This window comes from Micromonospora sp. NPDC048986, assembly GCF_040649335.1.
Classification (GTDB): Bacteria; Actinomycetota; Actinomycetes; order Mycobacteriales; family Micromonosporaceae; genus Micromonospora; species Micromonospora alfalfae.
Window position 1 is genome coordinate 563,939 of sequence record NZ_JBEZFJ010000001.1, and the last position, 25,711, is coordinate 589,649.

Consider the following 25,711-nt stretch of genomic DNA (forward strand, 5'->3'; position numbering starts at 1 on the left):
CCGCCGATCGGTTACGGACCGTCGGCCTCGTCGACGAAAATCGCAATCATTTCTCGACCTAGGTAGGAGGCGTAGAGACGAATGCGGGTTGTTCTTGGCAAGCTTGACCCCATGACGCTGATCCTCCGCTCGGTCATCCTCAACGACATCGGCTTGGTACGCACCAACAACGAGGACTCCGCCCTCGCCGGTGACCGCCTGATCGCCGTCGCCGACGGCATGGGTGGGCTGCCTGCGGGCGAGGTGGCGAGCGAGATCGTGATCCGGATCCTGGACGAGCTGGCTCCGCCCACCGACCCCGACGGCGCCGCTGACGCGCTGCGTGCCGTGGTCAGCACCGCCAACCAGCGCATCCACGCCGCGATCACCGTCGACCCGAGCCGGGACGGCATGGGGACGACGCTCACCGCGGCCCTGCTGGCCGGGGAGACACTGGTGCTGGCCCAGGTGGGCGACTCCCGTTGCTACCTGCTGCGCGACGGTGAGCTGACCCAGCTCACCCGGGACGACACGTTCGTGCAGGCGCTTGTCGATCAGGGCACCCTCTCTCCCGAGCAGGCCCGCCACCACCCACAGCGGTCCCTGGTGACCCGGGCCGTGCAGGGCGCCGACACCCCACCCGCGGTCGGGGTGCTCACAGTGGTCCCCGGTGACCGGCTGCTGCTGTGCAGCGACGGGCTCTCCGACTACGTCGAGGACGAGGCCATCGCCGCGGCCCTGGGCATGTACGCCGACCGCCAGCAGTGCGGTGAGCAGCTGGTGAAGCTGGCCCACCACGCCGGCGCGCCGGACAACGTCACAGTCGTGGTCTCCGACGTCGTCGCCCGCTGACCCGTACGGCTCCACTCGGCGGCTCACCCGGACCGACTGGTTCGGGTTCCGCTGCCACAGTAGGTGGTTGTGCCATCTAGCTTGCGCCGCTACTGTCCGACGCGTGGATTCCGACCGGCGCGGGCAGTGGCTGCGGGGGGTGCTCGACATCTGCGTCCTGGCCCTGCTGTCCGAAGGCGAGTCCTACGGCTACCAGCTCGCCCAGGCGCTCGACGCGGCGGGCGTCGGGCCGATCCAGGGCGGCACGCTCTACCCCGTGCTGCTGCGCCTACAGAAGACCGGCCTGGTGACCGCGCAGTGGCGGGAGGGCAGCGCCGGGCCGGCCCGCAAGTACTACCGGCTCACCGACGACGGGCACGCGGCGCTCCGCGCCGGCGGCAGCGCCTGGCTCACCTTCGTCCGGCCGGTGAACGACATCGTCACGAAGGGGGTCACCCGGTGAACGCCGACGATTGGCTACGTACGCTCACAGCCGAGCTGCACCAGCGCCGGGTCGCGGCGGACGCCGCACGGCACGTGGTCGCCGAGGCCGCCACGCACCTGCGCGAGGGCGGTGGCGACCCCTGGGTCGTCTTCGGCCCACCCCAGCAGTACGCGGGCGCCGTCGTGGAGAGCATCGGCACCGCGCCCGGACCGCGCCCCGGGCCGGTCCGGCTGCACGCGGCGGGCATCACCAAGAGGTACGGGCGGCGAACCGTGCTGCGCGACGCCACGCTGACCGTCCGGGCCGGACAGATCGCCGCCGTCGTCGGCGCGAACGGCTGCGGCAAGAGCACCTTCCTCCGGATCTGCGCCGGCCTCATGTCACCCGACGCCGGTGAGGTGGCCGTCTCCGGGCGGCTCGGCTACTGCCCGCAGTCCGGCGGCACCGCCGACTTCCTGCTCGCCGACGAGCACTTCGTGCTGATCGGCGCCGGTCAGGATGTGGCCCGGGGCCCGGCCCGCCGCGCCGGTCGGGCGGCTGCCCGGCAGCTCGGCTGGGAGGCGGGCGGCGACGTGCAGGCCCGCCACCTCTCCGGCGGCACCCGACAGAAGCTCAACCTGACAATGTCCACGCTCAGCGCCCCCGACGTGCTGCTGCTCGACGAGCCGTACCAGGGCTTCGACCAGGGCACGTACGTCAACTTCTGGGACCAGCTCAGCAGGTTGCGCGACGCCGGCACAGCCATCGTCGTGGTGACCCACCTGCTCAACCAACTCGACCGGGTGGACATCGTGCTCGACCTGACCCCGGCACGTGAGACCGTGCGGCACGCGCCCGACAGCCAGGGAGGCCGCCAGTGAACCGGCTCGTCACCGTCGCCGAGATGACAGTGCGGGAGCTGCTGCGACGTCGGGGCGTACTCCTGCTGTTGTTGTTGATGCCGTTGACCTTCTATTTGATCCGGCGGGACGCCTACCTCGGGCAGTCGGTTCGCTCGCTGCTGCTCGGCGTGGGCTGGGCGGTGAGCACCGCCGCGCTGTTCGCCACGACCGCGGCCCGCGAGTTGGAGCCGAGGCTGCGGTTGGCCGGGTACCGCCCACACCATCTCTATCTCGGTCGGATGCTCGGCCTGTGGACGGTGGGGCTGGTCATCTCCGTACCCTTCTTCCTGCTCCCGATGATCGACGGCGCGGACCTGCGGTACGGCGGCCTGGCGGCGGCGCTGCTCTGTTCCGTGGCGGTGGCGGCGCCGTTCGGGATGCTGATCGGTGCGCTGCTGCCCCGCGAGTTGGAGGGCACGCTGCTGCTGCTCACAGTGGTGACGGTGCAGATGCTGATCGACCCGGCCGGGTCCGGGGCGAGGTTGACGCCGTTCTGGTCGAGTCGGGAGATCGCCACCTGGACGGTCGACAACACCGACCAGGGCTACCTCTCCCGTGGCCTGCTGCACGGGCTCGTCGTCACCGCCCTGTTGGCTCTGGGCGTGGCAGCGGTGGCCAGCGTCCGCCTGCGCCGCCGTCGCCACCTGCGGCACCTGCCGGTCGGCTGACCGCCGCACCGACTGCGGATCGGGCCAATCCGGTTGCTGCGACCCGCGCGGCGGGTTGAGATGGGCGGATGACCATCCGCCGGGTGACCGACGACGACCGTCTCACCACCAGCTTCCCGCTGGCCGCGTACGCCTTCGAGTCCTCGCCGCTCAGCGCCACCCGGACCGCGGAGTTCCGCGACTACCTGCCCTACAACCAGGGCAACCGGACGCTGATCGCCGAGGAGAACGGCACCACGTTGGCCGCCGTCTCGGCCATCCCGATGCGACAGAACCTGCGCGGGGTGGTGCTGCCGATGGCCGGTGTCGCCGGGGTGGCGACCCATCCGCTGGCCCGCCGGCAGGGGCACGTCCGGACGTTGCTGCACCAACTCCTCGACGAGATGCGCGACGAGGACCACCCGCTCAGCGCGCTCTATCCGTTCCGGCCCAGCTTCTACGCCCGGTTCGGCTACATCGGGCTACCCAAGCCGCGCCGGGTCACCTTCACCCCGGCCAACCTGGGTTCGCTGCTCCGGGTGGACCTGCCCGGCGAGGTCGGCTGGGAACGCGTCGCCGCCGGCTACCCGGCGTGGCGGGCGTTCACCGAACGCAACCTCCAGGAACGACACGGCTTCGCGATCTTCCCGGACCACCGGGCGGTCGGGATGCGTGACCGTGACGAGTACTGGCTGCTCACCGCCCGGGTCGGTGGGGAGGTCACCGGCGCGGTGACGTACCGGATCGACGAATACGGCGGCACGCTGCACGGCAACGAACTGCTTGTCACCGACCCGCTCGCGCGGACGCTGCTGTTGCAGTTCTTCGCCCGGCACGTCGACCAGATCGAGCGGATCACCGTCCAGGTTCCGCCGGACGAGTTGCCCGAGCTGTGGCTGACCGACCTGGACGTACACGTCGAGGCCCGTACGGCAGTGCCGGGTTCGTCCGCGCCGATGGCCCGGCTGCTGTCGCTGGACGCGTTGAGCGGGCTGCCCGCCGGTCCGGGCCGGGTGCGGATCGAGCTGACCGGGGACCGCTGGCTGGCCGGCACCCACCTGCTCGACGGCACAACCGGCGCGCTGGAGTTGGTCGACGACGCCACCGGCCGCGCGCCGACGGCAACGCTCACCGCCGCCGGGCTCTCCGCCCTCGCGTACGGGGTGCTGGACCCGGCCGAACTGCCGCTACGCGGTCTGGGCGAGGTGCCGGTGGACGCCGCCACGGAACTGCGCGGCCTCTTCCCCCGCCGGGTGCCGTACCTCTTCGCCGACTTCTGAGCCCTCCTCACAATCTGGTTTGTCGCCTCGGCGGCAGTGGGTACGGTCCCGCGAATGCCGGAGTGGTTACAGGCGGGTGGCTGGGGCTTGCTGGCCGGGTCGGCTCTGCTGGTCGGGGCGGCGGTCGGCTGGTTCGCCCGGGTGCCGCAGCGCGTCATCGCGTCGATCATGGCGTTCGGCGCGGGGGTGCTGCTCTCCGCCGTGTCGTTCGAGTTGATCGCCGAGGCGCACGCGCAGGGTGGGCTGCTGCCCACCGCTCTCGGCGCTGCCACCGGTGCGGTGACCTACACCCTCGCCAACCTGGCACTCGCCCGGCACGGCGCCCGGCACCGGAAGCGGTCCGGCGACCAGCAACCCTCCGAGAGCGAACAGCCTGGTTCCGGCTCGGCGCTCGCCGTCGGCGCGCTGCTCGACGGCGTACCGGAATCGGTGGTGATCGGCGCCAGCCTGCTCGGCGGCGGCACCGTCAGCCTGGTCACCGTGGCGGCGGTGTTCCTCAGCAACGTTCCGGAGGGGCTGTCCAGCGCGGCCGGCATGCGCCAGGCCGGCCGCAGCCGACGGTACGTGTTCCTGCTCTGGGCCGGGATCGCGCTGGTCAGTGGCGTCGCCGCGCTGGTCGGCAACACGCTGCTGGGTGGCGCGCCGCCGGAGGTAATGGCCGCCATCACCGCGTTGGCCGCCGGGGCGATCCTCGCCATGATCACCGACACCATGGTCCCGGAGGCGTTCGAGAACGCGCACCTGCTCGTCGGCCTGATCACGGTCGCCGGCTTCCTGACCGCCTTCGCCCTCTCCCACACCTGACCACCGGTCACGCCGCCACAATCGGCGCGGCGGTCTGCGGGCGGCCGGCGACGGCGAGCGGCGACGGCGGCGAGCGGCGACGGCGGCGGGCGGCCGGCGACGGCGAGCGGCGACGGCGGCGGCGGGCGGCGACGCGCGACGAGCGGTGACGGGCGCGGCTTAGCTGCGCATTAAACCGGCCCGGCGGATTCGCCGCGACACCGTCGCGGCTCCTAGCATCACCGGGTGCGCATGACGTCGCTAGCCGCTCTCCTCGTCCTCGGTGTCGCCACCGCGACCCTGCCCGCCTGCGCGCCAAACGACCCGGCCCCCGCCTTCGAGGCCGGCTCGACCGCCTCGCCGACGGCCCTGCCCAGCGGCGGTCAGAGCGAAGCGCCGGGCGCGCGGGACGGCCTCGGCGGCCCGGGGGCCAGCGCCAGCGCCAGCCCGAAGCCCGCCAGCAAGGTGCTCGCCGCCGGCAACCCGAACGGCACTGCCACAGTGCCGGCCGAGGCGCGGGCGGTGGACACCTCGAAGCCGACCCGGACCATCGGCACCGGCACCCCGGCGAGCTGCACCTCCGCGGCGGTAGTGAAGGCCGTCGCGGCCGGCGGTGTCATCACGTTCAACTGTGGACCGGCTCCGGTGACGATCAAGATGGCCGCCACCGCGAAGGTCCGCAACGCCAATGGGCCGAAGATCGTGCTGGACGGCGGCGGCACCGTCACGCTGAGCGGCCAGGGGCAGCGCCGCATTCTCTACATGAACACCTGCGACGAGGCCCAGGGCTTCACCACCTCGCACTGCCAGAACCAGGATCACCCGCAGCTCACAGTGCAGAACCTCACCTTCGCCGACGGCAATTCCACAGGCGAGAAGGCCGAGGGCGGCGGCGGTGGGGCGATCTTCGTACGCGGCGGTCGGCTGAAGGTGGTCAACTCGCGCTTCGTCCGCAACCGCTGCGACCGCACCGGACCGGACCTGGGTGGCGCGGCCGTCCGGGTGCTGAGCCAGTACGAGAACAAGCCTGTGTACGTGGTGGGCAGCACCTTCGACGGCGGTTCCTGCTCCAACGGAGGGGCGCTGAGCAGCATCGGCGTGTCGTGGGTGGTGCTGAACAGCCTGCTCAGGAACAACGAGGCGATCGGCAGCGGTGCCAATCCGGCCAAGTCCGGTACGCCCGGCGGCGGCAGCGGCGGCGCGATCTACTGCGACGGCAACGAGTTCACCGTACGGATCGCCGGCACGATCATCGAGAACAACACCGCCAACGAGGGTGGCGGCGCGGTCTTCTTCGTGAGCAACAACCGCACCGGCACGATGAGGATCGAAAACTCGACTTTGCGCCGCAACCCCAGCGCCAAGTTCGAGACCCGCGGCTTCCCCGGCATCTTCTTCCTGGGTGCCCGCAACCCCACGCTGACGGGCTCCAAGCTCTCCTAACCCGCCCGCGCGCCGCCCCCGCCGCGCCCGGGCGCCCCCGCCCGCGCGCCGCCCGCGCCGGTGATCAAGAGGTTTCGGTCATCGGGGCGGCGTTTTTTGACCGAAAGCTCTTGATCAACAAGGTGGGGTGGGGTCAGTAGGGGTTTCCTTCGCCTGGAGGGCGGGCGTGGAGGAGGGCGGCGGGGCGGCCGGGCAGGTCCCGTGCGCCGGACATCGGCGGGCTCGGCGTGTGGTCGCCGTCGGCCATTCCGGCGAAGAGTTCCTTGAGCGCCGTCAGCGCACTGATCTTGGGCTGCCAGCCCAGCTCGGTCTCCGCGCGCTCGCTGGACATCAGCGGGGCGTTCAGACCCAGCTCCACCCAGCCCGCGTCGACAGGTTGCAGCCGCGCCCGCCAGGTCAGCGCCGCCGCCGCCCGCAGCACCGGCGCGGCGACCGGCACCGTCCAACCATGGAAGTGCCGGGCCACCAGCTCCGGAGTGAGCACCGGGTCCGCGGCGACGTTGAAGGCGCCGCGCGCATCACCCAACACCGCCCGGGCGTACGCGTCGGCCACGTCATCGGCGTGCACCGCCTGCATCCGCAACCGGCGGTTCGTCGGCACCAGCGGGATCCGGCCGAAGCGCAGCAGCCGCACCGGCGCCAACGGGCCGAGGAAGTAGCGCGTGATCTCCGCACCCGCGGCCCGCTGGAAGATCAACCCGGGTCGCATCCGCACCACCCGCAGCGTCGGCTGATCCCGTTCGACAGCGTCCAGCAGCGCTTCCACCTCCGCCTTGTGCTCGCTGTACGACGATCCGGGCACGCCGGTGGCGGGCCACCGCTCACTGATCGGGTGGTCCTTCGGGCCGGGCGCGTAGGTACCGACCGACGAGGCGTACACCAGGGCCGGAACACCGGCCTGGACCACCGCGTTGATCACCGCCCGGCTGCCCTCGACGTTGGTCCGGCGCAAGACCCGCTGGTCGTGGCTGGGCTGGATCTGCCAGGCCAGGTGCACCACCGCGTCCGCACCCGCGAAAACCTCGGCGAGCTGCCCGACCGCGCTCGGCGCGCCAATGTCGCAGGAGTGCCACTCCACCTGGTCGTACGGTTCGCCGGCATCAGGGCCGGGCAACCGTCGCACGACCCCGGCCAGCTCCACGCCCCGCTCCCGGCGCAGCCGCCGCAGCAGCGCCGTACCGACGTTGCCGCTCGCCCCCACCACCACGATCCGCATGCCCGACCCCGTACCCGCCCAGCAGCAGCTCAACCACCCCCGGCCCGCGGCTCGCACGGCTTGATCCACTCGACTTCCCGAAAGTCGCGGGATCCGCGCGCACAGGACAGCCCGACTTCCTGAATCCCGAGTCGATCAAGGGCGAGGAGACTCCCGTACCCAGCCGTGCTTCTCCTTGCCCCGCCTACCGGCGGTGGCGGCCAGGCAGCGTGGGCAGATCCAGCCCACCGCGTCCGCCTCGGTGAGCACATCGGTGCCCGAGCAGTCGAAGCGCACATGCGGGAAGCGACGCAGGCGGGTCCGACTCAGCGCCAGGCCACAAACCGTCTGGTTCTGGCCGGGCAGCCAGGCGTGCACCTCCCCACCCGGCTGGCGTACGCCATCGCGCCCGGCCTCCTCCCCCGAGGCCGCCACGGCCGGCAATCGACTCGATCCCATGTCGGTCCTGGTTCCCCACCGACCCATACCCATGCACCGCCGCGCAAGGTCGCTCGATTCACCCCAGCTCGCCGACCCAGCGCCTGGGACCCTCCGCATCGCCGCGACAGGTGATGATCAACTGCGGCGGACACCCGCCGGTCGAAGCCATCGACGGCCGGCCGGAAGCCGAGAGCCGTCGTCGCTCACCGTCGGGTAACCTGAGCGCGCGGGCCGCTAGCTCAATGGCAGAGCTGTGGACTTTTAATCCATAGGTTCAGGGTTCGAGTCCCTGGCGGCCCACTCTGTTCCAGCTCAGCGGCCCTTTGTTAGGGCCGCTATCTTGTGATCCGGGCCGGTACAGCAGCGAAGTACAGCAGTAGCGCCTCATCGGTCCTGCGTGCTGCCGAGCCGCTATGCCGCCCCGCTCGCCAGCTACCGGCAGAGTGAGCCGATCAGCTCCTCGAAGCCGGGGAACTCTTCCCGAGCTGCGGTAATGACCTCATCCGCCGACCTGCGGTACGACGGTGCCCAGCGTTGGGCGATCTCCGCGAGGCGAGCATCCGTTCGGGGCTCATGTTCGTGATCCGGGTATGCCGTTGCTTCCCATGGACCGAAGCCGTCAGCGAGAAGCCACAAGTAGGCCCAGAGGTTCTGCGCCACGACGCTTGTTTCGCCCTCAGAGCCGAGAAACACCACCGGCTGCTGCTCGATCGGCTCACCATGACGCACCACCCAGAAGGCGGCAAGACCACCGGTGCCGTCCTGCCCGAAGACCCGGAATTCGGACCCGTCCAGCTCCGTGTTTCCCGTCCACGCCCTCCACCACTCGGCAATCTCGTCCGAGTTGAGGAAGTGAGAGTACGGCTCGAAGTCGACGCCGGCCCCGTCCCGGTAGTCGAAGCCGACCTCATGAGCTTCGGACAGCGGAGTCGGCAAGGTACGACCATCGTGATCCACGGCAGCACCTTAGCGAGAAGCACCGACGGATCGCCGGCAGCAGACCGGTAAGGGACCCTTCACCGATCCAGCGCTTGGCCGAGCCGCTTGAGGGCGTCGCGGGTGGCCGCCGAGGAGACCACCGTGTAGATCTCCATGGTGATTGCGAACTGGGCGTGCCGGAGAATCTGCATCGCCACCCGGGGGTGCACGTCCAGGTCGGCCAGGAGCGAGGCGCAGGTCCGCCGGGCGTCCCGCACGGTGATCCGCCGGACCCCGGCGGCGTCGCAGCGCCGGTCCCAGAAGCGGTTGAAGTTCCGTGGCTCGACCGGCCTGCCGTAGCGAGTGGTGAAGATCAGGTCGGACGGCTGCCAGGCAGGGCCGGCGGTGTCCCGGGCGGTGTTCTGGGCGACGCGGCGGCGGTCGAGGGCAACGGTGCAGATGTCTGGCAGCGGCAGGGTGGCGTCCGAGGCGGCCGTCTTCGTCTCCCGGTGCAGCAGTTCGGCACCGACCCGCTGGAGCTGCCGATCGATGGTCAACTCCCCCGCGTCGAGGTCGACGTCGGCCCAGGTGAGCCCCAGCATCTCGCCCTTGCGCAGACCGAGCACCAGGACCAGGACGTACGCGGCGTAGAGCGGATCGTCGTCGGCACGGGCCGACTCCAGGAAGCGCCGCGCCTCGTCGCTCGCCCACGCCTTCCGCTTGCGCTTCCGTACTGGTGGCAGCTTCACCAGGGATGCGACGTTGCGGGAGATCAGCCCTTCGGTGATCGCCTGGGACAGCAGCGTCCGAAGCACGGTCCGCAGGTGGGTGAGACTGGTTGCCGAGGGCAGATCCTGGCAGCAGCGGCTGAGGTCGCAACAGCGACGCTGGGCGGGTTTGCGCCGCTCGTCCTTGCCCTGGGCGCAGCACTGGCAGGTCCGCCCGACCTCGTTGATCCAGGTCTGCACGTCGCTGACCCTGAGCTTGTCGAGTCGTTTCCGGCCCAGCCCCGGCACCAGGTAGAGCCGGACCACTACCTCGTAGGTGACGTAGCTGCCCGGGGCAAGGTTCGGCTTGACGATCTCGCTCAACCAGTAGCCGGCGTACTCCCCCACCGTCGGGGACCGTGTCGCCACCGGGCCAGCTTTGGCCTGCCCGTGCAGCTTGATCCACTTGTCGTGGACCTCTTCGCGGGTCTTTCCGTAGACCCACTTCCGGCCCCGCTTGCCGTCGGGCTTCTCAACCCAGACGTACGCGGCGAAGCCGTTCCGGTACGGGAAGATCGACCCCTCACCGTTAGCTCGTGCACGTCCGGGCATCAGGCCGCCTCCTGCCGCTCGACCTGGTCGCGGATGTAGTCGTCCACCCACTCCGGGAGGACGCGGCGGTATTTGCCGTCCTTGATGGAGCGCAGCTCGCCGGTGGCGATCTTCATCTTGACCTTGGAAATGCCGAAGCCGAGCAGGACGGCGACCTCGGCGGGCGAGTACCAGCGCGGGGTGAGGTCTCGGCTCATGCGGCGGCCCCGATGAGCCATGCAGCGTGGGCGAATTCTTCCCGGCCGACACGTCGGCTCTCTCGTCGCTGACTGGCGGCGGTGTTGGCAAGCAGGGCGTCACCGTCGCTGAGCCAGCCGGACCCGATGTAGGTGAGGGTGCCGATGGTGATGGCGTCGGTGGTGTCGTCGTCTTCCGTGCGGCGGTAGGTGGCGCGGGTGTCGCGGAGCAGGCCGAAGGTGACGGAGTAGCGGCGGGCTTTGGTGAGGAAGTGGCCGCCGAAGCCGAGCATGTGCGCCCAGCGTCGCAGGCCGGCATAGGCGTTCGGTTTGGTGTCAAGGCTGTCTTGACGGTCGTCGGCTGTTGTGGCGCCGCTGGCGGTGTCGGTGCCCATGAATCGTCCGAGGTGCCAGCAGGCGTCGATGAGGCGGGCGAGGTGGTCGCCTTCTGGGTCGGCGTAGTCGTCGATGGTCGCCGGGGTAAGCCGAGTGGAGATGTGGCCGGTGGCCTCGGTGGCCTTCGTGGCGTACTTGGCCAGGTAGGCGGCCACCTTGCCGTCGGTCAGCTCGCCACCAGGGCTGTTGATCCGTCGGACGTCGACCTGCTCACCCCAGACCACCTGCCAGCCGCGCGGCTGGTCGGGGTGTGCGGGTGTGGTGACGGTGATCCGGGAGGCGGCGACGCGGACGGCTGCCTCCAGGTCATCGACAATGATTCCGGCCGGTGGTGGCACGAGAGCGTCCGGGTCGTCGGGGTCGACGCCGTCAAGGCGCAGCAGGGCGTGGAAATGCACGGCCGCCCTTCTCTGCATCTCGGCAACCTTGCCGTGCGACACCCGCACGGGCGGCACCCGGCGCACCTTGCCGGAGTCAGTGACGACCTGGACCTGCGGGATGCCGCGACGTCGGCACAGCACGGCGAGGTGGCGTTCCATGGCCTGCTTGGTGCGTCGCCACAGCTCACCGGAGAAGTAGTTCCAGACGGCCTGGTGGTCGTGGTCGTAGCAGTCCAGGCACAACGGCCGCCCGAGCCGCGGATCGTCAGCGTCGTGACGGACGAAGCAGGCCGCGGGCTGACCGTGCTGGCAGGTGCCTGCGATGCTGCGGGCGCGGCAGGGAGCGGGCCGGCAGTCGCAGCGCCGCCGGGTAGCACAGGTGTGGCGGGGAACGTGCCGGTGATGGACCGGGCCGAAGGACGGGGCGGTGAAGGTGGCGAAGACAACCGGGTGCCGACCTATCGAGTCGGGTACGCCCTTGCCGCCGGTCAGGCCGCAGCGGACGACCTGGTAGGCGTCACCTTGGTAGACCCAGGCGCAGTCTCGGCATTGCGATTCGCGGCGGTTGCCGCACGCCTTGTACAGCGCCCGGTCGGGCAGCTCGTCGGTGTGCTGGACCACCAGAACGCGGCCGGTGTCTCGCTCGACGGCGGCGATCGTGCCCGAGAGGCGGATCGGGCGGGAGCAGGCGCCGGCGGAAGCGGTGTGCACCAGCCAGCCGGAGAATTCCGGCGTGGCGGCGCGATGCAGCGCTTGGGCGTCACGGCCGCTTGCGACGCCGGGACGGTACAGGGTGTGCGGGCTGGACACGGTCTTCTCCTCTGGGGGTGGCAGGGACGGGAGACGAAGCACCACCAGCCGTGGACGTTGGTCCGCTGGTGGTGCTTCGTCGTGTCTCCTGGCACCGCCGGAAGGGCGGCTGACGCCGGAGGGCGGGTTCGTGGTGATGCCACGTACCGCCGATGGGTCATGTCCTTTCGCGCTCATGGACCCGGTGATCGGGGCGGGCACGAGTGGGGAGCCTGAAATATCGGCATTCGGCGGGTTGCCGCAGGCCGCCCCCACCCGTGGAGGTTTGCGAATCCGGGCCATCGTGGACGGCAGGGAAGGCCGTGCTGGGCCGCTCAGCGGATTCGGGAGACCGGCACGATGGCCGGTGCGATCGACAGCTGGCGGGACGTGACCCGCATCAGCGGCAGGAAGGCCGCTCAGCGTCTCTGAGTTCGAGCCCAGCGATTCGGCAGGAAGGCCGCGCTAGCGTGCTCGACGAGCGCCAGAGTAGCACCGCGTGCCGACACGTCAACCCGCCGTGACATCGGAGGTCGGGTCGGGACCCGCCGGCCGCCAGCCGATGTGGGAGGACTTTCTGTACGTCTATCAAGGCGGCCCTGAACGGGCCGCACGCGCCGCTGCCTGGGCGCGCGTCCGTCGCTCCGCTGGCGCTCCGACTCCGGCCACGCAACACGCCCGGCGGCTGGCGCGGAAGCGGGAAGCCCAAGGGGCCGCCGCAGAACGACAGGCGGTTGACCGGGTGGTGGTGGGCCGGCAGCCGGCCGGGCCGCGCGGCCACGAGCCCGCGCGGCGTGGGGGAGCGCACGCCGGCCGCGTCGGCGAGCTGGCGGTGGTCGCCGGTTGCGGTTACTGCGCCTCCGGCGGGGGCGCAACGACTCCGAGATGGCCGGGGCTTCGTCGGCGGGTCACCGTTCGTCGAGGGTTGCGGTAGGCCATCCCGCCTGCCACCGACCCGGGCAAGCCGAGCAGACCACCGCCCGACCCGCCAGCGTCCGAACTTGCGTCAAGGCCGTCTTGACGTGGCGGGCCGGACGGCGGCCCGCTCCCCAGCAGGGCGGGTCGACGGCAGACGGGATGGAAGTGGGTGACCGTTGCTATCCCTTGGCGGAAAGCTTCGAAACGATTGACTTCAGCCGGATGCTCACCCGCTGCTGCAACGGAACTCTCGGCTTAGCGGCATCGGTCAATGCGGTCGGTGACAGTTGCGGCATCGAATGAAACAAGCCATCTGCGGGTGAGAGGTAGTCGAGGTCAAGCATTTCACTTCTGACGTATCGGTACATCGAGAATTCGTCAACAGTTGTCAGTTCGAAAGCGATTTCGCCATTGGCGATAACCGACAATATTTGTGCGCGCTCTTCCTCTTGGAGGTGCTTGATGTCACCGTCCCTGGGAACGCATCTTGCGGCCCAGGCCTCGGCCAGCGCCTGCCACAGCCAGTACTTCTCGACCGGATCAAGCGTCACCTCCAACATTGTCGCAAGACGGTCAGGCGGAAGAAGCTGGCCCTTGGGTCGAACCGTCTCGTCAAATCGGGGCGGCTTTTCGGGATAGTCCCCGTCGGGAAACTCGGGCAGTACGTCACGCTTCAATATGACGATCAGGGTCAGTTCGTGGGGAGCCTTACTCCAAGGCTCAGCTGCCGCGACGCGCAACTCCTCGACCCGTTGGAATGCCCTGCCTTCCGCGCTCTGACTGTTGTCGTGCTTGGTCTGCGCCACGCTCTGCAACGGCTTGAACCAGTAGGTCACATCGTCGGGAAACGCGAAGCGTGAGAATTTTCGGCCAACCAGGCGCGCAAACCTGCTGCTTTCCTCGTCAGACGTTGCCCCGGGTCGACTGCTGCACTGCGCCGCCCAACTCTTGCTCACGGTTCCAACAACGCTCAAATCAGCGAACCATGTATCCCCTGCGCCAGGGATGTGCACGAAGTTGGGCTGAATTCCCTTCTTAGCCTGGCCCGCCTTATTCGCTGGAAGCTCTACCACTGGCGCAACCGCCAACAGTGCTGGATCTTCCCGTACGACATCGCAGGTCTGCGAGACGATCACCACACCGTGCGGTGTGTCAACCCGTTCGTGTACGCCTGGCTCAGTAAAAAATACCAGCTCTCGAACTTCGAGTATGTCGCACTGCCGTAGATGGGCGGTGCTCGACGAAATCTTGCGCGGGGGAACTCCTTGAGTGCGCACAGACGCCCTACTCAGTCGGTGAAGGATGCATTAAGAAGTTCAGCGGAAGTCAGCGGTGAACCACCGATCGGTGGTGTATCGGGCGAAAATTCAAATCGCAACTCCTCGAACAGACTCCGGCCGTTGGAGGCCGGCACGAGCAGCAGGTCACGCCGTTCGGTCGGCAGTCCGGCCGGAAGCTCCGCGATCCGTCGGTAAATACCGGCCAGCCTTTCCGAATGCCGAGCGGTCATCCTTCCGCCATTTGCCCAATTGTGAACCGCCCGCCGGCTTACGCCGAATAGGCGGGAGAGCTGTTCCCATGTGAGGCCCGACATCTCGTGCAACTGCTTCACAGAAAGGGCGAGCGAGGGCGGCTCGACTGCCTCTGGAACGGTAGGCGTCGAAGTGGCTCCGTTTGAGGAGGTATAGTCCAAACCTTGGCGGATGACGGTAACAGGCTGGCCGGTATTCGATGTCGGCATGACCATGGCCGCAAATGCTACGGCAGCAACGATGTGTTTCACCCTAGACGGCGGGCGTTGTGTTGGGTTCGACGACGACATGTCGGCGCGAGGAGAAATTTGGACATCGGCGGCGGAAGATTGCTCGACGACTGGAGTAGTCATGGGATCACCTGTAGGTCCGCAGGAAATCTTCTGTAACGGCCCAGCGAAAATGAGTGTGGGCCTGCACGGCTAGACGGCGAGCCAGTTCGGTGATGGCCTTGGCCTCGAACGGACTTTTCTCAGAGTGGAAAGCATCGATGTCAAGAATCCACGACTGCGATTCGAGTGGGGTGAGCGTCGGGTCAAAAGCGCCGTTTGGTGGCACCAGCCCCCAATGAAGCAACGATCCTCCATTGGGCACCGAGAACTGCGCTTGAGAGACGGTTTGCAAAAGTCGGGCACTTCCAGGTAGCTCTGTCCCGACAGGGCCGAGCAGTTCAGGACGGACGAGTTGCTTGAGTCTGTCGAGGTGTTGAGGCTCTGCGACTCGATTCGTGTACCTGACGCCAATCCGAGTAGCGGAGGGTGGCTTAACCTGCTCGACATAGGTCGATAGTACGGCCTGCAACTGCTGAAAGAAGTGCGTACGCCCTTCATATGCAGAGGTCTCAACCGCGAGGAACTCTTTGCTGAAGCTGACCTGCCAAGTTTCCTTAGGGTCTCTCAGGCGCCAGATGGACGCGCCCGAGTTTTTCTGCTCCTTCACCCCCTCCGGTGTCACTATGACTGCGGTCTCACGGCCGGCTTCGAAGATGGGGTAACCCTCGCTGAGGCTCTGAGCAACGCGAAGTGCAGTCTCAGTGGCTGCATCACTCGCTAGGCTCAGGAGTGCTGGGTGGCGGATCTGGGCAAGGACCCGAACGAGTGGAGCGTTACCGAGGGGTTGCTCTTCCAGTGGAGTTGGATCGTAGGGGCTGGTGGGGATCGCAACGGCCATGCTTCACACTGTACTTCACATCAAACGCCGCGAGGCGCCGAAAGCTTGATCGACATACCTCTATTTCAAGTGGCCAATCCTCCCAGCTGGGGCAGCCGATGCGTTGGCTATGTACGCGACAGCAACGCCGGTGAACGGCGGCGCAGCGGCGAGAGCTGAGACAGGCGATGCCACGAGCATGCGGCGTGGTCGGAGGCCGTGTGCAGACGCGGCGCACAGAGCTTGAAAACGAGCAGCCAGGTCACGATCCGGAACCGGCGTGGAACGATCAAGTCTTGGCTTCCCAGCGACTGCCCCGTTGCGCCTGGTGGAGACGCTGTTCCGCGCCTTGCCGCTGACTCCTTCCTAGGCCGTTTGCGGCAGCAGCGCCGACAGCAGCCCTGACAGCAACCGAGCGAGACGAGGGCAGCCGCCAGCAGTCGAGCGCAGACAGCGGCCCGAGGTCGCGGACATACACGGACCCCGTCGGACGGAGCGCACAGAGCTTGTAAGCGAGACGTCCTAACTCGGCGAATGCACCGAGGACTATCGGGGAAGCGGGTTGGCGACGTAGACGCCCTTGCCCTGCCGCCCGTCGATCAAGCCCTCAGCTTTGAGCACGAGCATGGAGGCGCGGATCACCGTGTTGCTGACTTCGTAGTGCTCGCAGAGGGCAGCGAAGGACGGCAGCTTGTCGCCCGGCTTCAACTGGCCGGAGCTGATCTGCTCGCGGATATCACGCGCGACCTGTAGGTACGCAGCTTCAGACATAGGTGGTGCTCCCAGCTTGGCGGCTGGTGCAAGCAGACCACACCCCAGGCTCGACTTACAACGCTATGTGTTGCCAGTCGTTGACTATGCGCACATTGCGTCCTACGTTGCTTGTGGGGTTACCCAGCTTGGCGGCCGGGTCGCCCCGCCGTGGGTGCCCTGTCTCCGGACACGGCTGACCGGGTGCCCACGGAACCCCCTGGTGTCAGCGGGAGGCATGGTGACCAGGCCAAACGATGCAACTGCCTCAACCGCAGGTGCCGGCCGTGCGACCGGGGATTCCGGACATTGGCAGCGGAGGTCGGAGAGCGCTCGGCGGCGCGTGACCTACGACGAGTACGTCATCGCAGTGGCGCTAACCCTGGCCCGACGCCATCGGCCGATTTGGTCCTGGCGGCACTGGCGACGCGTCTGCCGCTGCGGAGCCGACCTGCCATGCCGAAGCCGCCACCTCATCCCAATCAACCGCGGTCACTGGCCGAGTCAGGACGGCCCGCAATGACGACCCACCTACCGGTGACACGGGTTTGGACGTGCGGCGGCTGCGGTGCCGACTGGCCCTGTCAGACGCGGCGGCGGGAACTGCGAGCGGAGTACGACCGCGCCCCGGTGTCACTGGCCCTCTACCTGGCAGCTCAGCTCGTCGACGCCGCGCAGGACCTGGCCCACGTCCCCGCCGGCCACCTGCACCACCGATTCCTCGGCTGGACCCGATGAGCATCCTGCGACCCGGCGACGAGAAGTTCCACTACAGCGACGGCTCCCACAAGTGGATCCCGCCGAACCCGGACTACGACCAGGAGGTCTGGGACGAACAGGTCCGCCAGCACAAGGAGGGCCACCTGAGACACGAGCACCCGAAGGTCCGCATCCAGCGCCTCGTCTGATGCCAGCAGTACAGCAGCGAAGTACAGCAACCGTGCCAGCCGAACCGGACCGAGACGTGCGGCAGCAGCCCGGATGAACTCGAACAACACTCGATCCAACCGACTCGCCGGCAATCCATAGGTTCAGGGTTCGAGTCCCTGGCGGCCCACTCCTTCGCAGGTCAGCGGCCCCAACCGGGGTCGCTGTTGCCGTACGTGGGGCCGGTGTAGCAGGAATACAAGCAATCACCATTGCTCATCGAGGACCGCGATCTGCTTGCGGAGGGTTCGGGCATCCTTCGGCGGCAGGGCCGCAACGGCAACGTCCAAGATCCAGCGCAGCTCGGGCGGGTTCGGACAGCACTCCATCACCCCGCAGCCGGAGGTGGGGTCCCACAGGCGATGCCATGGGTGCTCCACGAACCAGGACCACGTCAGCAGTGCATCGGTGACGGCGTGGCCCCAGAGGCGGGTGCGTTCGAGGTAGGCGATGGCTCTCGTGCCCCGCCCCGAGAGCCCGGGGACGACAGAGGTCGACCCATCGAGCGGTCGCCGGTACACGGAGTCGGAACGCAGTTGTGCGGGGCGCCTACGCGGCATTGCCCTTTCGTGAAGTCGACATGCCGATCATCGTTGCATACCCCAGCCGGTCGAACTCGACTTGGAATAGGGGGGTGGGACCCACAACTACCCGCGCCACCGGCACCAGAGGACGTTCCACACCCGCGTCCAGGACAGAGAGGTCGAGTGGGGCCGCAGTTGGTGTGCCACGATCGGCCCGTGCGCGCGAGAGTTGTCCCGCACCGCTCGATGGGGCGAGCCGGATCCCCAGAGCTAGAACCCCTACCTGAAGTAGCCGGCCTGTCGAGGGCGCGGGCGGTGAGCCAGCGGCCCGGGACACCGAGGGACGCCCTGGGACGCTACGCCGTGGTGACAGCGGGCGATCTTCCGCGGGCCTTGGCGGCACTCGCCCGAATGGTTGCCGTCGCCGAGGTTGCTTCCTCCGGCCGGGCGCCGTCTTTGTAACGTCAGGCCGATCGGCGACGCCGGACGAGTGGAGATCTTGATCTCCACTCGTGCCTTCACCGTCCTGGGAAGGCCGTCACCGGCGACGTGAGGAACCTATGCGCCCTCGTTCCCTTTCCCACTCGATCCGACGTACCTTCTCCAGTTGCCTGGCCACCCTCGCCCTTGTCGGGGGCGCGGCGGCACTCGCTCCGGCCGACGCGGTGGCGGCCGGGCGACTGCAGCCCGATCTGCTCGTCGATCTGGTGATGACCAACGTGTTGAACCCGGCGGAGGGCGAGACCTTCAGCGCCCAGATCGACATCCGGAACTACGGCACCGGCGCGTCGGACCCGATCAGCGTCACGGTCGCGGTGCCCGCCGGGCTCAGGACCACGACCCCGTCGGTCGGTGACCCGGGCTGGAGCTGCACGGCGCTGAGCACGACGAGCTACACGTGCTCGCATCCGCAACTGGCGGCTGGCGGTCGGGCGAGCCGGCTGTTCGTGCCGTTCGTCGTGGCCGGCGCGGCGCCGGGCAGCAGGGTGCCCATCACCACGAGCATCACCCCGCAACGCCGCGAGGCGAACACTGACAACAACACCGGCTCCGTCACGGTGGCGATCTCGGGCACGTGCGTCATCCGCGGCAGCGTGTGGCACGACCTTGACCGGGATGGGCAGCGCGAGGCGGATGAGCCGGCCGTCGCCGGTGGTCCGGACGGCGTGTTGGAGGTGCGTTTGTGGAATCGGCAGGGGCAGGCGATTGGCGGTGGCTCGGCCACCGTCAACCCGGACGGAGCCTGGTCGATCACCGCCCGCACCGAGCTGTTGTACGAGGTCCGGCTGGAGGCAGCCGCCGCGTACGGTCGGACTGTCGCAGACGTGGGTGACGACGCCACTGACTCGGACATCGTGACCTCGTACCAGTTCGAGCCGACTCTGCTCGTCGCCAGCGCCGAGTTCCAGGCCGTGAACGGCGCAGAGTACGTGGTCGACGCCGGCCTGGTCACCCAGAGCTGAGCCCTTCGCCGCCCGCCCGAGATGTTTCGGGCGGGCGGCGACCCGGACAGATGGCAGCGGCTGTCGATCGCCGCGCCGCCCAGACGGCTCCAATCGACGACGAGTCCGGCACCTGGCGCCGGGAGCCGACGTAGATATCCTCTTCAAGTGCCGGCCCGTGTGGAGATCGTTGACACGGGGCCGGCACTGCGAAGGGACTATCGACATGCCCCGTGTGGTACCGGCACTCAACCGCGCACTCGACGTCCTCGAACTGTTCCTGGACTGCCCCCAACTGTCGGCCCGCCAGGTGATGGAGCGGCTCGACCTGCCCCGCACCACGGTCCACGAACTGCTCGTCACGCTTGAGGCTCGCTCGTACCTGATCTCCGTACCGGGTCAGCCGGTGCAGTACCGGCTCGGCATGCCGTTGTTCCAGCTGGGCGCGGCGTTCGCGGGCCGGCTTGATCTGGTGCGTGAGGCGCAGGGCGTCGCACGGGACGTGGCCGCCGCGTGCGACGAGGCGGTTCATGTGGCGGTGCGCGACGGCGCCGATGTCATCTACCTGGTGAAGTTCGACAGCACCCACCCCGTTCGGATGGTTTCCGGGGTCGGGCTGCGGCTGCCCGCCCACTGCACGGCGGTCGGCAAGGTACTGCTGTCGGCCCTCGATCAGGCGGACCTGGACGCCGTCCTGCAAAAGGAACCTCTGCCGGGCATGACGCCGGACAGCATCACCGACCCGGACCTTCTTCGTGAGCAGCTCGATCGTGTCCGGGTGGAGGGCGTCGCTGTCGACATCGGCGAGTCGGACAGCGCGATGCGCTGCGTCGCCGCGGCGATCCGGGACCATACCGGTGCCGTCATCGCGGGGATGAGCCTGTCCGCGCCGATCATTCGCTGGACGCCTCAGGTGCAGGTGGAGTGGACCGGGCTGGTTCGCGAGGGCGCGGCCGAGTTGTCGGCTCGGATGGGTCACCGGGCGCAGCCTCGTTAGCCAACCTCCCGCTTTCGGCTCGAAACAACATCGAAACATTGACATCGCTCTCCATGCTGCCTTAGCGTCGCGACCACTCGATCCGGTATATCGAACCTGGTTCGAAATCTCGAACGGCGGTGGTCCCGTGACCCGACCGAACTGGAACGTCAGCGCTGCTTCCTCGGCCCGGTCGTCGATCGCCTCGACCTCGTCGCGCCACCCGGCGAGCGACACGCGGATTCTCTCGCGCGGCCCACACGGACGCCAAGGCAGGACGACGGTGAGCGGCGGCACGAGCGAGCCCGCCGGCACCGTGGCAACCCGACGCATTTCGACAACGAGCACGCGAACGCGCTGATCGATGGGGGCGACGCGTCTCTGGTCGCCGTCATGGACCCGCCTGGAGCACGAGCATCGCGGTGTTCGTCAGACAGGCCTTCGGCGTGCAGTGGTGCGGAGACTTCAAGGAGGCGAATGTTCATGGAGATCAAACCGGCATGGTCCCGGCGCGGCTTTCTGGGGATGGGAGTGGGAGTGCTCGGCGCGGCCGGTCTGGCCGCGTGCGGGGGCGAGTCCGAATCGCCCAGCAAGGTGCAGCCGGAGGTTCCGCAGGAGCTGATCGACGCCGCGGCGTCGATGAAGGGCTCCTCGATGGGCATGCTGTCGCAGAAGCTCTACTCGACGGCGGCGAACGAGGCCCTCGACAGCTCGATCAAGAAGTTCGCCGACACCACCGGAACGAAGATCGAGAACAGTCTGGTCCAGGCCGACGCCGGTGACGTGGTGGCCAAGATCGACGCCGAGGTCAAGGGCGGGGTGGCCCGTGACCTGGCGTTCATGACCGACTCGCGGTTCGTCGCGCAGTTCCAGGCGCTGGGCGACCTGGAGGACGTGACTGACGTCGTCAAGGCGCTGACCGCCAAGTACGGCGAGCCCTGCGCCGAGGCCAAGAACTTCTGCGTCTTCGACGGCAAGTGGTTCGCCATCCCGTACCACTTCATCGGGATCGGGTCGTTCCTGCGCAAGGACTGGATGCAGGACAAGGGCATCACCCCCAAGGACATCTACAGCTGGGAGGAGCTGCGGGACCTGTGCCTGGAGATCTCCGACCCGGGCAAGCGCCGGTTCGGCTGGGGCATGACTGTGAACCGGTCCGGTGACGGCAACGGCATGATCGAGGCGCTGATCAACGCCTACGGCGGGTCGATCGCCGCCAACGACGGCCGGAAGGTCACCTTCAACAGCCCGGAGACGGTGCAGGCGGTGACGTTCCTGGGCGACATCTACACCAACCCCAAGTACAAGCCGATGCTGCCGCCGGGGATCGCGAGCTGGACCGACACCAGCAACAACGAGAACTGGCTCGCCGGGATCCTCGGATACACCCGCAACCAGTTCAGCGTCTACGCGGACTCCAGGACCAAGAAGAACCCGGTGCACGAGAACACCCACGTGTTCTCCGACTGCATCGGGCCGGCAACCGACAATCCGCTGCTGCTCGGCCAGTCGCAGGGCTTCGTCGTCTTCAAGGGCGCCAAGAACCCGGCGCTCGCCAAGCTCCTGGCTCAGTACCTGGTCAGCGCACCAGCGCTGCTGGGAGTGGCGAAGGAAGCACCCGGCCTGGTGATGCCCGCCTGGGCGAAGGTCTGGGATGCCGACCCGTTCTTCACCAGCGGCGACCCGGCGTTCCCCATGCTGCGCAAGATCACTGAGTTGAAGCTGCCGCTGAACACGAAGAACGGCCTGACTTTCCCGCAGAAGGCCAGCGCGGGCCAGCAGGCGGTGGGGTCGGCCTATGTCCTCACCGACATGATGCAGCAGGTGGTGCAGGGCACCGCGCCGGCGCAGGCCGTGACGGCCGCCCACGCGAAGATGGTGCAGATCTTCAACCAGCAGGGGCTGCCGCAGTGAGGTCAGTCCGTCCTGCGCGGGTCCCGGCGGCGAGGAAATCCCCGCCGTCGGGACCTGGCTCCCTCACCGCGGTTCAACGGCGGCTGGGTCGCGACTGGCGACTCGCGGCGCTGTTCCTGGCGCCGATGGCAGTGCTGGTCGGCGGGCTCGTTCTCGTGCCGATCGCCCGGTCGATCATCACCAGCACCACGGAACGGCACGGGCAGGAGAGTGTCTTCGTCGGCCTGGACAACTACCTCGCGCTCGTCGGGGACGACCAGTTCCACACCGGCGTGGTGAACTCGTTCGTCTTCACCGCGTACGCCGAGGTCTTCAAGGTCGTGCTGGGGTTGGCCGCGGCCCTGCTGCTGCACCATCGCCGTCGTGGCCGGGCCCTGCTGGCCGGGCTGCTCCTGGTGCCGTGGGTGGTGCCGACGGTGGTGACGGCGTTCAGCTGGCGCGCGCTGCTCGACCCGATCTTCGGCAGCGTCAACACGCTGCTCACCGCCACCGGGATCGGGCCGCTGCTGGCCAGCGCGCACCTGGTCGACAGTTGGCCCGCGGGCTGGCTGTCCGACCCGTCGCTGGCCATGCCGTCGGTGATCCTCGTCAACGTCTGGAAGGGAGTGCCGTTCTTCACCGTGTGTTTCCTCGCGGGGTTGAAGGCCATCCCGGCGGACCTCTACGAGGCGGCGACGATCGACGGCGCCTCGTCGTGGCAGCGGTTCAAGAGCGTGACGCTGCCCGGACTGCGCCACGTGATCACCGTGACGGTGACCCTGTCGTCGATCTGGACGTTCAACAACTTCGACCTGGTCTGGTTGCTGACGCAGGGCGGCCCTGGCGACGTGACAGCGCCGTACGTGCTCGTCGCGTACTCAAAGGCGATCTTGCAGTTGCAGTACGGCGCGGGCGCGGCGGTAACGCTCGTCATGCTGCCGATCATCGGCGGGCTGGTGTTCGTCCTGGTCCGGTTGTTACGCCAGGACGGCAACATCAGACTGCCCCGGAACCGCCGGGCGGCGCGGTGGATCGGCACGCGGCGGTGGGCCGAAACGGCGCGCAAGGCCCTGCCGTGGGCCGTCACCGCGCTGGTCACCGGTCTGCTCTTCTGGGCATCACCGCAGATCTTCTGGAAGGCGGCGGTGGTCCTCGGTGTGATCCTGCTGATCGCGGCGGGGGTCGGCCGGGTGGTCTCGACCCTCCAGTCTCGGGGTGGTCGCCGGTCGTCGTCAGTGGTGTCCGGCCTGGGTTCCTGGGCCGCGCTGGCCGGCCTGCTCTTCTTCGTGCTGGGCCCGCTGTACTGGATCGCCGTCACGGCCTTCAAGTCCGAGGGCCAGGTCGTCATGCGCACCGACGACCTGTGGCCGACGCCGTGGACGCTTGAGCAGTTTGGCGCCCTGTTCGACAACCAGCCGTTCGGCCGCTGGTATCTCAACACCCTGCTGGTGTCGGCGGCGTCGACCGCTGTGGCACTGGTCTGCGCCGCCCTGGCGGGCTACGCGCTGGCCCGGCTGCGGTTCCGTGGGGCGCAGGGCTTCACCGTCACCGTGCTGCTCACCTACGTGATGCCGGGCGCGCTGCTGTTCATCCCGCTGTACCAGATGCTCATCGGCGCCCGGCTCACCGACTCGTTGTGGTCCCTCGTGGTGACGTACCCGACCTTCACGCTGCCGTTCGCCACCTGGCTGCTGGTGGGGTACTTCTCGTCGATCCCCATCGAGTTGGAGGAGGCCGCGCTCGTCGACGGTTGCAGCCGCATCCAGGCGTTCGGCCGGGTGGTGCTGCCGCTGGCCAAGCCCGGCCTGCTGGCGGTTGCGCTCTTCACCCTGACCAACGCCTGGAACGAGTTCCTCTTCGCATTCGTGTTCATCACGAAGGACGAGTACAAGACGCTCCCGGTGGGGATGCAGTCGATGATCGCGGGCGACGTCGTGCCGCAGGGACAACTCGCCGCGGCGTCGCTGCTCGTCAGCATCCCGGTAGTGATCATGTACGCCCTCGGGCAGCGCTTCCTGACCGAGGGGCTCACCGCGGGCGCGGTGAAGGGCTGACCGGGGGCAGCCGTTCGCTCGCTACCGGGCCAGGGTTCGGGTGCCTTCGGCGAGGAGGCCGTCGACGTAGCCGTGGCCCCGGTGCTCCGGAACGACGCCGAGGTGGGCGATCACCGGGTGGTAGGCGTTGCGGGCGGGAACGACGAACCCGACGGGCTCGCCGTTCCCGCCCGACGTGCCGATGCGCCACCACTCCCGGGGGCTGGAGTACGTGGCCAGTTGCTGCTCGTAGTGCTTGACGTGCTCATGCGGCCTCGGTGCGGCTGTAGGTCAGGAACAGGGCACCACTGGCCAGAACGGTGTGGTCGGTCAGGCGCCAGGTACGTGGTGCGAAGACGGCGTCGCTGCCGAAGAGCGGGATGCCGGCGCCGATGGTCAACGGCGCAAGCTTGATGATCAGCTGGTCGATCTCGGGGTAGAGGGCACCGGCCAGCGCACCACCGCCGATCACCCAGACGTCCTTGCCGTGGTGCCGCTTCAGCTCTCGTACGGTGGCAATGGGGTCCTGGCCGATGACCTCGACGGCCGGGTCCGGGCTGCTGTCCAGCGTCCGGGAGAACACCAGGTGGCGCAGGTGCGGGTACGCGTCGGTCACGCCGGCCTTCAGGCCTACCTGGTAGGAGTGTCGCCCTTCCAGCACTGTGTCGAAATGGCTGCCCTGGTCGGTGATGCCGAAGGCCTGCCGGGCCGGACCGGGGAGGGTCTCCGGGTACTCGGCGACAAGGTGGTGAAGGTAGTCCTCCGGAATGGGCCAGAAGCCGTCGGGGCCGGTGGGGTCGGCGCCGTCGGGGCCGGCGATGAAACCGTCCAGTGTGGCGGCTATGTAGTACACGAGCTTGCGCACGACGATCTCCTCGTTCAGGGATGCCATCAGCGTGCCCGGCGCGGCACAGGGCTACAAGATCATAAATGGACCGCGCCGGGCTGGCCGCCCGCGTCGAGACCGGGGTGCTTCGAGCCGGAACTCATTCGATCCTTCGCCGGCACAGCGCAGGAGAGCTTCGAGCGGCTGTAGCCGCGAGGTGGGACCCGCCCGGATCTACGGGTACGCGGCGCACGGCTGGCCGTCGGCGTCGGGTGTCGTGACTGTGATGACGTGGCCGATCGGTACCCGTTGCTCACGCGGCATGCCGAGAGCAGTGAAACGAACTGACTGGGTGTCGAACCAGAACGCCGCGCAGGGGCCGCTCACCTGCGCCCCCTCGGAGAATCGCAGCGTCACCCAGATGAACACCTGGTCGTCCGGGCGTAGGTGGATCGGCTGGAACGGAACCGCATGGAAGCCGGTGATGCCCTGGCGGATGACATCTGGCTCCATACGAACCCGATCAACGGAGTACGCGGGCCCGCCTTGATCGACAACTTCTTCCAGTGCGACGGTCACCGGCCCTCGGTTGGCGATGCTGAAGCCGTATTCGATGGTTCGGTCGGGCTGGGCGAGGTAGCGGTACTCCCTGATGCCCCCGGCGGAAGAATCCGAGAACGACTGCGGGTGTGCCGAGAAGCTTCCCGCACCCAACTCGTACCGCAGGGTCGCCGTGAGGTACGCGGCGGACAGCAGGAGCAGGACAACGGCGGCGACGACGCAGATCCTGCCCCGACGTCCGGCGCAGCGGGCGGTGGTCGGCGGCATGGCTGAAAGC

The 25,711-nt window shown here is 68.4% G+C and carries 25 protein-coding genes and 1 tRNA gene; 14 read left to right on the forward strand and 12 right to left on the reverse strand.

Annotated features, from left to right (window positions below):
* Positions 1-111 precede the first annotated feature (111 nt).
* The 7 genes from AB0B94_RS02595 (at position 112) to AB0B94_RS02625 (ending at position 6,289) form a co-directional block, all read left to right on the forward strand.
* A complete protein-coding gene (locus tag AB0B94_RS02595) occupies positions 112-831 on the forward strand; it encodes a protein phosphatase 2C domain-containing protein (protein ID WP_124770664.1) in 720 nt (239 codons plus the stop codon).
* A 103-nt stretch (positions 832-934) separates the two neighbouring features.
* The gene (locus AB0B94_RS02600) at positions 935-1,273 is read left to right on the forward strand and encodes a PadR family transcriptional regulator (RefSeq protein WP_357267594.1); all 339 of its coding nucleotides are present in this window, start codon (positions 935-937) and stop codon (positions 1,271-1,273) included.
* A complete protein-coding gene (locus AB0B94_RS02605) occupies positions 1,270-2,115 on the forward strand; it encodes an ATP-binding cassette domain-containing protein (protein WP_357267596.1) in 846 nt (281 codons plus the stop codon). The genes AB0B94_RS02600 and AB0B94_RS02605 overlap by 4 nt, the downstream gene beginning before the upstream one ends.
* Complete coding sequence (locus AB0B94_RS02610; RefSeq protein ID WP_355575784.1) at positions 2,112-2,804, forward strand: ABC transporter permease; 693 nt, start codon at positions 2,112-2,114, stop codon at positions 2,802-2,804. The genes AB0B94_RS02605 and AB0B94_RS02610 overlap by 4 nt, the downstream gene beginning before the upstream one ends.
* Positions 2,805-2,887: 83 nt before the next feature.
* Complete coding sequence (locus AB0B94_RS02615; protein ID WP_357267598.1) at positions 2,888-4,063, forward strand: GNAT family N-acetyltransferase; 1,176 nt, start codon at positions 2,888-2,890, stop codon at positions 4,061-4,063.
* Positions 4,064-4,117: 54 nt separating this feature from the next.
* Positions 4,118-4,867, forward strand: a complete 750-nt coding sequence (locus AB0B94_RS02620; protein WP_357267600.1) for a ZIP family zinc transporter — start codon at positions 4,118-4,120, stop codon at positions 4,865-4,867.
* A gap of 231 nt (positions 4,868-5,098) precedes the next feature.
* Positions 5,099-6,289 carry a hypothetical protein gene (locus tag AB0B94_RS02625; RefSeq protein ID WP_357268400.1) on the forward strand — a complete coding sequence of 397 codons (1,191 nt, stop codon included), beginning with the start codon at positions 5,099-5,101 and terminating at the stop codon, positions 6,287-6,289.
* Positions 6,290-6,422: 133 nt separating this feature from the next.
* Here the strand turns inward: AB0B94_RS02625 and AB0B94_RS02630 are convergent, their stop codons facing one another.
* Together AB0B94_RS02630 and AB0B94_RS02635 are read right to left on the reverse strand one after the other, a co-directional pair.
* Positions 6,423-7,505: an NAD-dependent epimerase/dehydratase family protein gene (locus AB0B94_RS02630; RefSeq protein WP_357267602.1), complete on the reverse strand. Its 1,083-nt coding sequence runs from the start codon at positions 7,503-7,505 to the stop codon at positions 6,423-6,425.
* A 135-nt stretch (positions 7,506-7,640) separates the two neighbouring features.
* Positions 7,641-7,943 (reverse strand): hypothetical protein, encoded by a 303-nt coding sequence (locus AB0B94_RS02635; RefSeq protein WP_357267605.1) that lies wholly within the window; start codon positions 7,941-7,943, stop codon positions 7,641-7,643.
* A 210-nt stretch (positions 7,944-8,153) separates the two neighbouring features.
* Here AB0B94_RS02635 and AB0B94_RS02640 point away from each other — a divergent pair.
* A tRNA-Lys gene (locus tag AB0B94_RS02640) sits at positions 8,154-8,225 on the forward strand.
* A 132-nt stretch (positions 8,226-8,357) separates the two neighbouring features.
* Here the strand turns inward: AB0B94_RS02640 and AB0B94_RS02645 are convergent.
* The 8 genes from AB0B94_RS02645 to AB0B94_RS02680 form a co-directional block, all read right to left on the reverse strand.
* Entirely contained in the window at positions 8,358-8,882 is a 525-nt protein-coding gene (locus AB0B94_RS02645; RefSeq protein ID WP_357267607.1) for an SMI1/KNR4 family protein, read from the reverse strand.
* A 59-nt stretch (positions 8,883-8,941) separates the two neighbouring features.
* Positions 8,942-10,162, reverse strand: a complete 1,221-nt coding sequence (locus AB0B94_RS02650; RefSeq protein ID WP_357267609.1) for a tyrosine-type recombinase/integrase — start codon at positions 10,160-10,162, stop codon at positions 8,942-8,944.
* Positions 10,162-10,359 carry an excisionase family DNA-binding protein gene (locus tag AB0B94_RS02655; protein ID WP_357267611.1) on the reverse strand — a complete coding sequence of 66 codons (198 nt, stop codon included), beginning with the start codon at positions 10,357-10,359 and terminating at the stop codon, positions 10,162-10,164. Before AB0B94_RS02655 ends, AB0B94_RS02650 begins: the two co-directional genes overlap by 1 nt.
* A complete protein-coding gene (locus AB0B94_RS02660) occupies positions 10,356-11,924 on the reverse strand; it encodes a replication initiator (RefSeq protein ID WP_357267612.1) in 1,569 nt (522 codons plus the stop codon). Before AB0B94_RS02660 ends, AB0B94_RS02655 begins: the two co-directional genes overlap by 4 nt.
* A 1,076-nt stretch (positions 11,925-13,000) precedes the next feature.
* Positions 13,001-13,960 (reverse strand): hypothetical protein, encoded by a 960-nt coding sequence (locus AB0B94_RS02665; protein ID WP_357267614.1) that lies wholly within the window; start codon positions 13,958-13,960, stop codon positions 13,001-13,003.
* 149 nt (positions 13,961-14,109) lie between these two features.
* Positions 14,110-14,706, reverse strand: coding sequence for a helix-turn-helix transcriptional regulator (locus AB0B94_RS02670; protein ID WP_357267616.1), 597 nt, complete (start codon positions 14,704-14,706; stop codon positions 14,110-14,112).
* A gap of 4 nt (positions 14,707-14,710) precedes the next feature.
* A complete protein-coding gene (locus tag AB0B94_RS02675) occupies positions 14,711-15,523 on the reverse strand; it encodes a TIGR04255 family protein (protein WP_357267619.1) in 813 nt (270 codons plus the stop codon).
* Positions 15,524-16,048: 525 nt separating this feature from the next.
* Positions 16,049-16,273, reverse strand: a complete 225-nt coding sequence (locus AB0B94_RS02680) for a winged helix-turn-helix domain-containing protein (protein ID WP_110562742.1) — start codon at positions 16,271-16,273, stop codon at positions 16,049-16,051.
* 498 nt (positions 16,274-16,771) lie between these two features.
* Here AB0B94_RS02680 and AB0B94_RS02685 point away from each other — a divergent pair, with 498 nt between their 5' ends.
* The 6 genes from AB0B94_RS02685 to AB0B94_RS02710 all read left to right on the forward strand — a co-directional run bounded on the left by AB0B94_RS02685 (position 16,772) and on the right by AB0B94_RS02710 (position 24,068).
* Positions 16,772-16,990, forward strand: coding sequence for a flavin reductase (locus tag AB0B94_RS02685; protein WP_357267622.1), 219 nt, complete (start codon positions 16,772-16,774; stop codon positions 16,988-16,990).
* Positions 16,987-17,160 (forward strand): hypothetical protein, encoded by a 174-nt coding sequence (locus AB0B94_RS02690; protein WP_357267624.1) that lies wholly within the window; start codon positions 16,987-16,989, stop codon positions 17,158-17,160. The genes AB0B94_RS02685 and AB0B94_RS02690 overlap by 4 nt, the downstream gene beginning before the upstream one ends.
* A gap of 1,103 nt (positions 17,161-18,263) precedes the next feature.
* Complete coding sequence (locus tag AB0B94_RS02695; protein ID WP_357267626.1) at positions 18,264-19,166, forward strand: SdrD B-like domain-containing protein; 903 nt, start codon at positions 18,264-18,266, stop codon at positions 19,164-19,166.
* 205 nt (positions 19,167-19,371) lie between these two features.
* On the forward strand, positions 19,372-20,142 hold the full coding sequence (locus tag AB0B94_RS02700; RefSeq protein ID WP_357267628.1) for an IclR family transcriptional regulator: 771 nt from the start codon (positions 19,372-19,374) through the stop codon (positions 20,140-20,142).
* A 462-nt stretch (positions 20,143-20,604) separates the two neighbouring features.
* Positions 20,605-22,035 carry an extracellular solute-binding protein gene (locus tag AB0B94_RS02705; protein ID WP_357267630.1) on the forward strand — a complete coding sequence of 477 codons (1,431 nt, stop codon included), beginning with the start codon at positions 20,605-20,607 and terminating at the stop codon, positions 22,033-22,035.
* 125 nt (positions 22,036-22,160) lie between these two features.
* Positions 22,161-24,068: an ABC transporter permease subunit gene (locus AB0B94_RS02710; RefSeq protein ID WP_357267632.1), complete on the forward strand. Its 1,908-nt coding sequence runs from the start codon at positions 22,161-22,163 to the stop codon at positions 24,066-24,068.
* Between the two features lie 244 nt (positions 24,069-24,312).
* Here the strand turns inward: AB0B94_RS02710 and AB0B94_RS02715 are convergent, their stop codons facing one another.
* Both AB0B94_RS02715 and AB0B94_RS02720 read right to left on the reverse strand, forming a co-directional pair.
* Positions 24,313-24,912, reverse strand: coding sequence for a dihydrofolate reductase family protein (locus AB0B94_RS02715; protein WP_357267634.1), 600 nt, complete (start codon positions 24,910-24,912; stop codon positions 24,313-24,315).
* Between the two features lie 195 nt (positions 24,913-25,107).
* On the reverse strand, positions 25,108-25,701 hold the full coding sequence (locus AB0B94_RS02720) for a hypothetical protein (RefSeq protein ID WP_357267636.1): 594 nt from the start codon (positions 25,699-25,701) through the stop codon (positions 25,108-25,110).
* Positions 25,702-25,711 lie beyond the last annotated feature (10 nt).